Raw genomic sequence first — 12,679 nt, 5'->3', positions numbered from 1 at the left:
GGATGTCCTTAATGACCCTGCCACGAATTCAGGTTTTATTATCAACCTATAACGGTGAAAAATATCTGCGCGAGCAGTTGGAAAGTGTCCTCTCTCAACAAGGGGCTGAACTGCATCTTTTGATCAGGGATGATGGTTCGAAAGATGGGACGGTCAGGATTCTAAAGGAGTTTACGGTTGCCTCTCCGGAAGCGGTTCATTACATAGCTGGCGAGAATAAAGGGGCCAAGGGCAGCTTTTTTGAACTAATAGCTGAGTCTTCTCCGGGAATGGATTATTATGCGTTTTGCGACCAGGATGATGTCTGGATGGAAGACAAGCTGCAAAGAGCAGTTGCTCTGCTGAAGCAGGCTTATCAGAATCAGGAGGAAGCCATCGCCACTAATAGGGGGGCACTTCCAATTCCGTTGGTTTATTGCTCGTCGACGCAGATGGTAGACCCAGAATTAAACCCGATAGGCATCTGGCCGGGGGAGCCGCAAAAAACACCTACAGTTTATAATTCGCTTGTTGAGAACATAGCTGTCGGCTGTACTATGGTTATGAATCGGGCCGCTATGGAGCTCATTAAGGAGCATCTCCCCCAACATCCTGAGCGTGTTATTATGCATGATTGGTGGGTTTATCTGGTCATTTCAACATTTGGAGAAGTTGTTTTTGATAAGATGTCGTCTATTTTATATAGACAGCATGAGTCCAATGTACAAGGCGGTCAAACTGAGGGATGGCTTATGAAATGGAAGAGTCGATATAATAGCTTTAAAAAGGGTCAACTAGGCAATAAATTTAGCAAACAAGCCGAAGAATTCCTCGATTGCTACGGGGAACTCCTTTTCAACGAACACAAACAAGCCATTCAGGTTTTTCTGGACACTCTTTCGAAGAATGTATGGCTTCGCTTTTTTTATGCGGTTCGGACTCCTTTCTATAGGCACTCGACTTTAGATAACCTAGTTTTAAAAATAATATATACATTGGGACAAGTGTAGTTCTTCAATCGGAATTATGTTCTACCAGATAATTTCCTTAATTTAAGGTCCCCCTTAAGTAAAGCTGGTATAATGTTTATAGATTACTAATTTTGTCAGGAGCTTAAGTACAATGGATTTAAGCATCATTATCGTAAACTACAATACCTGCGCTTTGACGTTAGACTGCATCCAGTCGGTTTATGCATCCAAGACGCAGCATAGCTATGAAATCATCCTGGTGGACAATCACTCAGCGGATGACTCGGTGCAGACGATCTCGGAAGCTTATCCAGAGGTTACTTTAATCGCCAATGACACTAACGCCGGTTTCGCTAAAGCAAACAACCAGGGGATGGCTATCGCGAAGGGACGTTATGTCCTGCTGCTGAATTCTGATACGGTGGTGCTGCCGCATACGCTCGAAACTATGGTCTCTTTTATGGATGGGAATCCGGAGGTCGGAGCTTCGGGTTGTAAAATCGTTTTGCCGGACGGCTCGCTGGATAAAGCCTGCAAGAGAGGATTTCCTACGCCTTCGGCCTCCTTCTATTATGCGTTTGGGTTCTCAAAGCTGTTTCCTTCCCTTCCGCGGTTTAACCAGTATCAGCTTGGTTATTTGAATCCTGACGAGTCTTATCCGATCGATTGCCTGGTAGGCGCGTTTATGATGGTTCGACAGGAAGTCATCGCGCAAGTTGGGGGGCTGGATGAGGACTTTTTTATGTACGGGGAAGATATCGACTGGTGTTACCGCATTAAGCAGGCTGGATGGAAGATTTATTATAATTCCGATACAAGTATCGTTCATTTTAAGGGCGGGAGCGCAAGACGGAGACCGTTAAAAATTGTTTACGAATTCCATCGCGCCATGCTGTTGTTTCATCGGAAACATTTTCAAAAACGGTATAACTTCCTGGTCAATGGAGCGGTATACACAGGGATCGGCGTAAAGCTGGGATTATCGCTAGCGGTCAACTGGATCAAACCTACAAGACCGGCGGTTTCGGTTAGCGGGAGTACGGCAGCAGCTGGCGCAGGGGGCCGGGGAACAGCCGTGGACAATGATTCAAAGGCGGGTGTTCATCTATGATCCGCAGCAATCAGCGTTTCTTGACGCAGATGTATGCATTAACCGATTTGCTGATTATTCAGATTTCCTTTTTGATGTCCTGGTGGCTGAAATTCGAAAGCGGATGGATTTCGCATGAACAGCCTCTTCCAATTGAAAATTATGCCTTCTGGAGCCTGATTTACGGGGCGGTTTCGCTCGTGGCCGGCTTGATTATAGCCCTGTATTCGCCCAAACGTAAAAAACGTTTCGCTGACGAAATGCTGAAGATTATTCAGGTTCATGTGGTCAGTTTGTTCGCCCTGTTAAGTTTATTGTTTTTTGTCAAAGAGGTTAACATATCTCGTTCTTATCTCGCCATTTATATGACGCTGAACCTGTTCCTGATCTTGTTCTATCGGTATATGGTGAAATATTCGCTCCGACAACTCCGGAAAAGTGGTTACAACCGCCAGTTTGTGCTGATTGTAGGCGCGGGTACACTGGGCAAGCGATTCTCGCGGATAACTTGAGGCAATATCCGGAGCTGGGGTATGAAGTTATAGGGTTCTTGGATGACTATCAGCAGTGGGATGAACATGAAACCCAAAAGTATAAGCCGATATTAGGCACGATAAGTGATCTTGAACCGATTCTTAAGAAGAAGCTGATCGACGAAGTTATCCTGGCCTTGCCTCTGGATGCCCACCCTAAATATCCGGCTATCATTTCGGCTTGTGAGAAAGCGGGAGTGCGCACGCTCATTATTCCGGACTTTTTTGATTATTTGCCCGCTCGGCCTTATTTCGATAACTTTGCCGGCATGCCGACGATTAACGTTCGAGAGATTCCGCTCGACCTGATGAGCAACCGCTTGTTTAAGCGGGTGTTTGATATGGTGTTCTCTTTGTTCGCTATTCTTCTCACGTCACCGATTATGATTGCCGTCGCGATTGGTGTAAAGCTGACTTCCCCAGGGCCGGTCATATTTAAGCAGGAGCGTGTGGGTTTAAACCGCCGTAGATTTAACATGTACAAATTTCGCTCCATGCGGGCGCTGCCGGAAGGGGCTCTTGATACCGGCTGGACCACGCAGAACGATCCGCGCCGGACGAAGTTTGGCTCATTCATTCGCCGCACAAGTCTGGATGAATTGCCGCAGTTTTTTAACGTGCTGCTCGGACATATGAGTGTGGTGGGTCCGAGGCCCGAACGACCTTATTTCGTAGAGCAATTTCGGGAGGAAGTGCCCAAATACATGGTCAAACACCATGTCCGCCCGGGTATCACCGGTTGGGCCCAAAGCAATGGACTTCGTGGCGACACGTCGATTGAGGATCGTATCAAACATGACATCTTTTATATTGAGAATTGGTCTTTATTATTTGATATTCGTATTATTTTTCGGACGATCCGCAACGGATTCAAAAATGCCTACTAATCCAACCCCGGAATGTATGAATCGAAATTCATGCATTCCGGTTTTTTTATATAGACCGTGACCCGTAGAGCCTACTGAAATTAGTCTTCAATGTGTATGAATTCAACCGTCCTCCTACAGGAGACATCATTCTTCTATAGACGCACTGAACTTCACCGATGTCAACTTTTATTGTTGATTTAACGGGATTTTCACAAAAATTTAATGTTCATTTGACGTGGACACCTCTTCCAAATCGAGACTGAAAGTGCTATAATGTAAGCGTAACCAATGAAGGTTGCAAAATTCATTGATCGTCATCCAAGGAGGATGAAAAGCCATGTTGGCAGCCATTAAAGAAATCAAAAATTTTGTTACCGGAGTACGCGGAGAAATGAAAGTCGCAGGGGATGAAGAGTACCGGAGAATTGAGTTCGGCACAGAACGCCTTTTGCATACACCGCAGTCGCCGAACAGCCTGACTCCTATGGAAGAATCGCGCATCAAACAGGTTATTTACCACTAAGAGGTTGTCCACACATAATCCCCTAATCCAGGGAACGAATAAATTAGCATGTACAGACCGCCAGGTTCGGAACGCAGGTTTCGCATCGGAGCGGTCTTTTATTATTTTTTTGAGGAGGAAGCAGCTGGGAACCGTCCGGGCTTATTTCTCATATGCTGGGGGAGAAAGGAAATTCACACGAAGTGGAAAGTCCATTTTGTGAACAATAGATTTCTTACTCCAAGAAAGAGAAGGTGCTCGAAATGGGTTTTAAAGCGGGTGATCTCCATCCCTATGCGAATACGTTTGGCAACTTCCGCTCGGCTGCAGCCGTAGGAAAAGTGCTTGATCAGGCAAGCGGTGATGTGACGGGGGACGGAATTCCGGATAAAATTCTGCTGACCGGGACGCGGACAGAGAATAGCCCCTTTGTGCAAAATATAACACTGACCATTCGAGATGGCGGCAGTGGACGTGAGCAGGTGATCCAGCTGCCGGAACCGTCCGGGTATAACCCGCGGGTGCTGCTGGCTGATTTCACCGGCTCCGGGTATAAGGATATTTTGGTGCAAATCGATTCGGGTGGATCGGGCGCCATTACGTATGATGATGTGTACCATTATCAGAACGGGAAGTTCCGTCATCTGTTTAATTCCGAACAATTAAGCGAACGTCTCAAGTATAACGTTGATTTCCTGCCGGGCTACAAGCTCCGCGTAACCGCACTGAACACTCGACAGACCTACACCATCGATATCAGCGGCCGCGGCAAGGAATATTTGGATCAAATTTATAAACCGGACGGCAGCTTGATCAAACCGGTGCAAGGTTTCGTTGACCCGATCAGTGGACTGTACCCGGTGGATCCGGATGGGGATGGCCAATATTCGTTAATGGCTTTTCAGGGGGTAAGCGGCCTTTATCATGCCGACCGTTACGGCTATATGGTCAGCATCTGGACCTGGAATGGCAGCGGCTGGGCGATGCAGGACCAGTGGTTTGCGATAAACGGCATGTAAGCGGAGTTTCCTGAGTCTCCCTTTTCTATCAACTCGGCACCTGCTAGATGCTATGATATAATTAATTAATGACATATTTTCCAGCCCATTAATCTTTAGGACTCACCATCGGAAAAGGGAGAAATCTATTCTATGAAAATAAGAAAAGCTATCATTCCGGCCGCGGGCCTCGGAACCCGCTTTCTGCCGGCTACCAAGGCGATGCCGAAGGAAATGCTGCCGATCGTCGACAAGCCGACCATCCAGTACATCATTGAAGAAGCGGTGGCCTCGGGCATCGAAGATATCATTATAGTAACGGGAAAAGGCAAACGCTCCATCGAGGACCATTTCGACAATTCGTTTGAGTTGGAGCATCATCTATCGGAGAAAAGAAAATGGGACCTGCTGCAGGAAGTCCGCAAGCCATCCAACATGGCCGACATTCATTACATCCGGCAAAAAGAGCCGCGCGGCCTTGGACATGCCGTCTGGTGCGCGCGCAAATTTATTGGGGACGAGCCGTTCGCCGTTCTGCTGGGCGATGACATCGTCGAAACGGAAGGAACGCCGTGCCTGAAGCAAATGATGAACGTGTTCGAACGTTACGGCCGTTCGGTTGTCGGCGTCAAGCCGGTGCCGCATGAGCAGGTCTCCCGCTATGGCATCGTGGATGCCGATCTGCTGGAGGACCGCGTTTACCGTGCGAAACGCCTGGTGGAGAAGCCGGCGCCCGAGCAGGCGCCTTCGGATCTGGCGATCATGGGGCGGTATATTTTGACGCCGGGGATTTTTGAGGAGCTTGAGGCCCAGCAGGAGGGCGTCGGCGGAGAGATTCAGCTGACAGACGCTATCGGCCGTCTCGGCGGGAAAGAAAGCATCATGGCCTATCACTTCGACGGGGAGCGGCATGACGTGGGCGAGAAGCTTGGTTTCATCGAAACCACAATTCATTATGCGCTCAAGCAGGAAGATATGCGGGAGCAGCTGCTCGCGTATATGCAGGATCTTTTGAACAAGACGTATGTTTAAGGAATGAAATGGAAGACGCCATTCAACGGCTCTGAATTTTGGTGAACAAGCGCTCTGCCGCATCTCCGGGGAAGCCTGGGACGGCAGGGCGTTTTTGTTCCCCTTTTTCATCCAAAATACGAACGTTGACACTCTCCGGTGGGTAGCATAGACTAGGAAGTAGTGTCTTATTTGGACGAATTTTAGGTCATTTTGAGCTGGAGGAATAGGGCGTTGAAATCTATGATTAACACATGGCGGCATGTGTTTAAGCTGGACCCCGACCGCATGATTGCCGATGATCAATTGGAGGCCGTATGCCTGTCCGGCACGGATGCGATTATGATTGGCGGCTCCAGCGGCGTCACCTACGACAATACCGTGGATCTGATGTCACGGGTCAGACAATATGAGCTTCCTTGCGTGCTCGAGGTTTCCGATCTGGAGGCTGTGGTGCCCGGCTTTGATTTGTACCTGATTCCGATGGTGCTGAATGCTGCGGACCCAACCTGGCTGATCGGCCGGCACAGCGAAGCGGTGGAACGTTACGGTTATTTGATCCCCTGGGAGATGGTTGTGCCAGAGGGATATATCATTTTAAATCCTGAATCGACAGCGGGGCGGGTGACCCGGGCGGATGCCGGACTGTCGGCCTCGCGTGCTGCCGCTTATGGACAAGCCGGGGAACGGCTGATGTCGCTGCCGGTTATTTATGTCGAATACAGCGGCAAGTTCGGAGATATGGAGCTGGTGGCCGAGGTTAAGCGCTCTTTGGACCAGTCCCGGTTATTTTATGGGGGCGGGATTGCGGATGCAGCTACGGCGGCTCAGGCGGCCGCGGTCAGCGACACGGTGATTGTCGGCAACCTGATATACAGCGATTTGGATCAAGCGCTGAGCACGGTGCAGGCCGTCAAAGGCAACCCGGTTCAGCAGGGATAGTTGGATAACGCCGGGAGGACAAGGGATTTTGCTAACAAGGAAAGGAGACATGACTTAATGTCTGTTGATATAGAACAAGCGATACAGAAACTGAATCCGGAGCAAAAGAAAGCGGTCATTGCGACCGAAGGGCCGCTGCTGATTATGGCCGGCGCGGGCAGCGGCAAGACGCGTGTGCTGACGCACCGCATCGCCTATTTGATCGGAACCCGCAAAGCGCCGCCTTGGGCGATCCTGGCGATTACATTTACCAATAAAGCCGCCCGGGAGATGCAGGAGCGGGTGTCCAGCCTGGTCGGTCCTGAAGGGCGCGACATCTGGGTATCCACCTTTCACTCCATGTGCGTACGCATCCTGCGCAAGGATATCGACCGGATCGGCTTCACGTCGAACTTCTCGATCCTGGATTCGACGGACCAATTATCCGTTATCCGCAACTGCATGAAGGAGTTGAACCTCGATACCAAAAAGTTTGAGCCGAAGGCCATCCAGGCCATGATCAGCGCAGCCAAAAATGAACTGGTCACCCCTGAACAATACGAGCAGAAGATCGGCGATTATCTGCAGGATATTGCGGCCAAGGTTTATAAAATGTATCAAAGACGGCTCAGATCCAATAACTCGCTTGATTTCGACGACCTGATCATGAAGACGATCGAACTGTTCAAGGAAGTGCCGGAAGTGCTCGATTTCTATCAGAAGAAATTTAAGTACATCCATGTCGATGAATATCAGGATACGAACCGGGCCCAATACATGCTTTGTAAAATGCTGGCCGACAGCCATCACCGCATCTGCGTGGTCGGCGACAGCGACCAGTCCATCTACCGCTGGCGCGGCGCGGATATTTCCAACATCCTGAATTTTGAAGAGGATTATCCGGAAGCGACAACGATTATGCTGGAGCAGAACTACCGCTCTACTTCCAACATTCTGAATGCAGCCAACGAGGTTATCAGCCAGAACAGCGGGCGCAGACCGAAGAAGCTGTGGACGGACAAGGGCGAAGGTGCGAAGATCAAAGTATACCGCGGCGATTCGGAGCATGATGAAGGGTACTTCATCACCTCAGAGATCCATAAGAACATCAAAAACGCCAAATCCTACCGCGACCACGCGATTCTGTACCGGACAAATGCACAGTCCCGGGTAATCGAGGAAATTTTGATCAAATCCGATATTCCGTATCAGATCGTCGGCGGCATCAAGTTCTATGATCGTAAAGAGATCAAGGATATTCTGGCGTATCTTCGCCTGCTGTCCAACCCGGACGACGATATCAGTTTGACGCGGATCATCAATGTGCCCAAGCGGGGCATTGGCGATACGACCGTAGCGAAGCTTGCAGCAGCTGCGGCCGAGCGGAACACGTCTATCTTCAAGGTGCTCGAATTTGTGGACGATCTTGGTTTTGCCGGCCGGACCCGCAACATGCTCGTCGAGTTCTATGATATGATCGTGTCGCTCTGCCGGATGATCGAGTTCCTGTCCGTCACCGAGCTGACCGAGAAAATGCTGGAGCTGACGGAGTACCGCATGGAGCTGCAGCGTGAGAACACGCTCGAATCCAAATCCCGTCTGGAAAATATAGACGAGTTCCTGTCCGTAACCCAGGAATTCGAGAAAAACAACGAAGACAAATCGCTGGTCGCCTTCCTGACCGATCTGGCTCTTATTGCTGACATCGACAGCATGAACGATGACGAGCAGGAGGCCGATTCCTCCGATGCGGTGGTCTTGATGACGATGCACAGCGCCAAAGGCCTGGAATTCCCGGTTGTCTTCATCATTGGCATGGAGGAAGGCGTGTTCCCGCACAGCCGCGCCTTTCTGGATAATGAGGAGCTGGAAGAGGAGCGCCGCCTCGCTTATGTAGGCATTACGCGGGCGGAGGAGCAGCTCTTCCTGACCTGTGCGCAGATGCGCACCTTGTTTGGCCGCACGACGGCCAACCCGCCTTCCCGGTTCCTGGAGGAGATTCCGGAGGAACTGAAGGAAGACACCGACATCGCCCGCGACCGCTACCGGCGCGGGGCGCATAACGGCGGCGCCTACGGTGGACGCGGCTTCGGCGCCTCGGCCGGCGGCAGCAACTTCGGTGCCGCCAGAAACGGCGCGGGCGCCCCAGGCGCTGCCCGCGGCTATGGCGCGGCGCCCGGCACAGGCGCCACCGCGCGCCCGCTTGGCGGCGGCTCGGCGGCTTCGGCGCCTGGCCGGCCAAGCGTAACCGTGACGACCGGCGCCTCAGCCGCGCCGGCCGCACGCGCAGCAGGTGCCCCGGGCGAATTCAAAGCCGGCGATAAAGTATCGCACGGCAAATGGGGCACCGGCACGATCGTCGCCGTCAAAGGCTCCGGCAACGACATGGAGCTGCAGATCGCTTTCCCGGCTCCGGTCGGCGTGAAACGCCTGCTCGCCGGGTTCGCCCCGATCACCAAAGTCGAGGGCTGATCGGAAGCCTGAGCTGAGCCAGCTGAACCAGCTGTACTTAAGCCTTTTTCAGGTTCAGATTCTGTTTCGGACTTATTGGTTCTCCGGATTAGAATCCGCAGCAATGGCGAAACTATTTCTAATAAAAGCTCCGGCTGTGCGAACGGCAGAGCCGCGCTTTTTCCATATGGATAGAAACGATAAGGAGATAGGCTGTTTCAGCTGTCTCCTTATCTAATATTTTTTTATAATAAGATCATGACTACATAAATGGAGGGTTGTCCCCGCATGGATCCAATGCAGAGGATGGAAGAGCTCGTAGAGGAGCTTGGCAAATACAATTATCATTACTATACGCTTGATGAGCCGCTGGTCAGCGATAAGGAATATGATGCGCTGTACGATGAGCTGGTTCGGCTGGAGACGGAGACCGGCATGGTGCTGCCGGATTCGCCTACGCAGCGGGTGGGGGGAGAGCTGCTCAGCGGATTTACACCGCACCGGCATCTTGTCCCGCTGTGGAGCCTGGATAAAGCCCAGAACGAAGAACAGCTGCTGAACTGGAACAACCGTGTCGTCAAGCTGACGAGCGATTACAATGCCAAGAACCCCGATAACCCTCTTCCGCCGCTTTCTTATGCGGTTGAGCTCAAGTTCGACGGCCTTACCCTGAATTTGACCTATACGGACGGCAAGCTGGTGCAGGCATCTACGCGCGGCAACGGGGTTGTAGGCGAAGGTATTCTGGCCCAGGTGAAGACGATCAAATCCGTGCCGCTGACCATTCCGTTCCGTGACGGAACGATTGAAGTTCAGGGCGAAGGTATCATGAACTTGTCCGTGTTGGAGGCGTACAACAAGCAGGCAGCAGAGCCGCTGAAAAATGCCCGCAACGCCGCCGCAGGCGCCCTTCGGAATCTCGACCCGAAGACGACTGCCAAGCGGAAGCTGAGTGCTTATTTTTACAATGTGGGATATGCCGAGAACATCACCTTCCGCGATCACCGCGAAATGATGAATTTCCTGCGTACCAATAAGTTCAAAGTGAATCCGTTTATCTCTTATTTCGATGACTTCAGCGAAGTGGCCGCTCAGCTTCAGCAAATTCAGGAGCAGCGCAGCTCGCTGGATTACCTGATCGACGGAGCAGTTGTGAAGATCACCGATATGCGGACCCGCGAGGTGCTGGGCTACACGGATAAATTCCCGCGCTGGGCTGTGGCTTACAAGTTTGAGGCGGAAGAAACGACAACCGTGCTGGAATCCGTATCCTGGAACGTAGGACGCACCGGAAAAATCACGCCCCTCGCCCGCGTAGAACCCGTGGAACTGGCGGGGGTAACCGTGCAAAACTGTACCCTGAACAACGTCGGGGACATTGAACGCAAGAATCTCAAATTTGCGCTCGGCACACGCGTCTTCATCCGCCGCTCGAATGATGTGATCCCTGAAATTCTCGGTAAAGTGCCTGACGAGGAAGAGGGGGAAGAGATCGTTTATCCGGAGAACTGTCCAGCCTGCGGGTTCCCGCTGCAGCAGCGCGGCGCGCATTTGTTCTGCGACAATCGGTTTGGCTGCCGTCCGCAGATTGTGGGGCGCATTACCCATTTTGCTTCCCGTGATGCTATGGATATTGAGACGTTCAGCGACAAAACCGCCGGGCAGCTGTATGACGAGCTGACGCTCCGTGAACCCGCCGACCTGTATTCGCTGGAGTTCGACAGCCTGCTGAAGCTGGAGCGTTTTGGCGAGAAGAAAGCCCGCAACCTGCTGGACGCCATCGAAGCGAGTAAAAGCCGTGACCTGGCGTCGTTCCTGTTCGCGCTTGGCATTCCGAATACAGGCAAGTCGACGACCAAGCTGCTCGCCGATCATTTCGGCTCTCTTGAGGCGGTGATGGCAGCAAGCGTGGAGGAATTAACAGCGCTGCCGGATATCGGCGGCATTGTGGCGGAGTCGATTGTGAGCTTTTTCGCTGATCCGTTTAATCAGGCTTCCATTCATAAAATGCTGGAGCGCGGCGTTCAAGCCAAAGCGCCTGAGCAAGCCGAGCCTGTCCGCACCGATTCTTATTTCAGCGGCAAAACCGTTGTCCTGACCGGTACGCTTCATCAATTGACGCGCGACGAAGCCGCCGAACGTCTGGAGGCCCTCGGCGCGAAAGTGACCGGCAGCGTCTCCAAGAAGACGGACCTCGTCATCGCCGGCGAGAAAGCCGGCAGCAAGCTGACCAAAGCCAAAGACTTGGGCGTTGAGGTGATTGAGGATGAAGATGAATTTATCCGGCTGCTGGGAGATTGATTTAACATATGGACCCTACAAGGGTTCTGTAAAAGGGAACGTTTGGTGAAGATTTTTCACCGGCGTTTCTTTTTTTATCAGGGGAATATTGGATAGTATAGGGAGGATATTCTTTTATAAGAAAGGTGATTTCAAAATTAGTTGCAGCAATAACAATAAAGAGGTTATCAACAAATGCTGAATAACAAATGGATTCGGACGTTTGGAGGCGTTCTGGACGAGGCGGGGCCGTATATATTGCTTATGTTGGTGTTTGTGCTGCTGGTTGTACCGGCCAACCTTTCTTTGTGGTTCGGCTCGAGTTTGCTTGGACTATTGGTTGTGGATTTTTTGCTCAAATGGATACAGAAATAGAAATCATGATTCTTTAAGCTGACGCCTGACGGTTATCCGCCAGGCGCTTCTGTTGCCCGCCCCCATAACCCTTATTATGTCTGGGGCAGCGTTAAGAAATATGGATAAAATTCGTCGTCTTTGACAAAACCATGTTTCTCATAGAGAGACTGGGCTTTAACATTATCCGGAGCTGTCGATAACGCTACTCCTTTGGCTTTTGTCTGTGCCGCAAATTCTTTGACCTGTAACAGCAAAAGCTCTGCTATGCCTTCCCTGCGGAATTCTTCCCGTACATACAGGTCGTTAAGTACCCATGACCGTTTCATAGAGATCGAAGAAAAGGTCGGATAGAGCTGGGCAAATCCCACCGCCTGTCCATCCGAAGCAGCCCGTGCAATAAAAATAACCGATTCCGAATGATCAAACCGATTGAATAAAAATTCTTTGGCTCCTTCCAGATTTGAAGCCTGCTGGTAAAACACCCGATAGAGGTCAAACAACGGCGCCAGATCATCCAAATCATGAATGGTCGCCTGGGTTACCGAATACGCTATCGGCATTTACGAAATCCTCCTTTCTTGAGCTTGAGCCTGCTTTGTTATAGACCAGTACCGAAGATGTGTGCGAACCGAACCGATCCGAGGCATCCATTGCCCATGCTGCGATAGATATGGAGAGTGTCGGCACCTCAGGTCTCCGTCGCCCCTTTTTTGGAAA

The 12,679-nt window shown here is 51.1% G+C and carries 11 protein-coding genes and 1 pseudogene (1 of these 12 running past the window's edge); 10 read left to right on the top strand and 2 right to left on the bottom strand.

Annotated features, from left to right (window positions below; all coding sequences use genetic code 11):
• Window positions 1-11 precede the first annotated feature (11 nt).
• From AWM70_RS16830 to AWM70_RS16785, 10 genes and pseudogenes are all read left to right on the top strand, one after another.
• Window positions 12-989, top strand: a complete 978-nt coding sequence (locus tag AWM70_RS16830; protein ID WP_068698316.1) for a glycosyltransferase family 2 protein — start codon at window positions 12-14, stop codon at window positions 987-989.
• A 112-nt stretch (window positions 990-1,101) separates the two neighbouring features.
• Window positions 1,102-2,061, top strand: a complete 960-nt coding sequence (locus AWM70_RS16825) for a glycosyltransferase family 2 protein (protein WP_068698314.1) — start codon at window positions 1,102-1,104, stop codon at window positions 2,059-2,061.
• Window positions 2,058-3,460 (top strand): annotated as a pseudogene (locus tag AWM70_RS16820) (undecaprenyl-phosphate glucose phosphotransferase). Before AWM70_RS16825 ends, AWM70_RS16820 begins: the two are co-directional and overlap by 4 nt.
• A gap of 319 nt (window positions 3,461-3,779) precedes the next feature.
• Window positions 3,780-3,965: a hypothetical protein gene (locus AWM70_RS16815; protein ID WP_068698312.1), complete on the top strand. Its 186-nt coding sequence runs from the start codon at window positions 3,780-3,782 to the stop codon at window positions 3,963-3,965.
• Window positions 3,966-4,207: 242 nt separating this feature from the next.
• On the top strand, window positions 4,208-4,963 hold the full coding sequence (locus AWM70_RS16810; protein WP_083180378.1) for a hypothetical protein: 756 nt from the start codon (window positions 4,208-4,210) through the stop codon (window positions 4,961-4,963).
• A 132-nt stretch (window positions 4,964-5,095) separates the two neighbouring features.
• A complete protein-coding gene (gene galU / locus AWM70_RS16805) occupies window positions 5,096-5,974 on the top strand; it encodes a UTP--glucose-1-phosphate uridylyltransferase GalU (protein ID WP_068698310.1) in 879 nt (292 codons plus the stop codon).
• 213 nt (window positions 5,975-6,187) lie between these two features.
• Window positions 6,188-6,895, top strand: coding sequence for a heptaprenylglyceryl phosphate synthase (gene pcrB, locus AWM70_RS16800; RefSeq protein WP_068698308.1), 708 nt, complete (start codon window positions 6,188-6,190; stop codon window positions 6,893-6,895).
• A 57-nt stretch (window positions 6,896-6,952) separates the two neighbouring features.
• Window positions 6,953-9,346, top strand: coding sequence for a DNA helicase PcrA (gene pcrA, locus AWM70_RS16795; protein ID WP_068698306.1), 2,394 nt, complete (start codon window positions 6,953-6,955; stop codon window positions 9,344-9,346).
• Between the two features lie 267 nt (window positions 9,347-9,613).
• Entirely contained in the window at window positions 9,614-11,626 is a 2,013-nt protein-coding gene (gene ligA / locus AWM70_RS16790) for an NAD-dependent DNA ligase LigA (protein WP_068698304.1), read from the top strand.
• Window positions 11,627-11,800: 174 nt separating this feature from the next.
• Window positions 11,801-11,980 carry a hypothetical protein gene (locus AWM70_RS16785; RefSeq protein ID WP_068698302.1) on the top strand — a complete coding sequence of 60 codons (180 nt, stop codon included), beginning with the start codon at window positions 11,801-11,803 and terminating at the stop codon, window positions 11,978-11,980.
• A gap of 74 nt (window positions 11,981-12,054) precedes the next feature.
• Here the strand turns inward: AWM70_RS16785 and AWM70_RS16780 are convergent, their stop codons facing one another.
• Together AWM70_RS16780 and AWM70_RS16775 are read right to left on the bottom strand one after the other, a co-directional pair.
• A complete protein-coding gene (locus tag AWM70_RS16780) occupies window positions 12,055-12,522 on the bottom strand; it encodes a GNAT family N-acetyltransferase (RefSeq protein WP_068698300.1) in 468 nt (155 codons plus the stop codon).
• Window positions 12,523-12,650: 128 nt separating this feature from the next.
• Window positions 12,651-12,679, bottom strand: partial view of a molybdopterin-dependent oxidoreductase gene (locus tag AWM70_RS16775; RefSeq protein ID WP_068698298.1) — the end only. It continues 1,225 nt past the right edge of the window; 29 of the gene's 1,254 nt are visible here — the last part of the coding sequence; the start codon falls outside the window, past its right edge; its stop codon occupies window positions 12,651-12,653.

The organism is Paenibacillus yonginensis, assembly GCF_001685395.1.
Lineage (GTDB): Bacteria > Bacillota > Bacilli > Paenibacillales > Paenibacillaceae > Fontibacillus > Fontibacillus yonginensis.
Note: the sequence above shows the minus strand (reverse complement) of the source record. Positions and strands in the feature narration are given on the sequence as shown.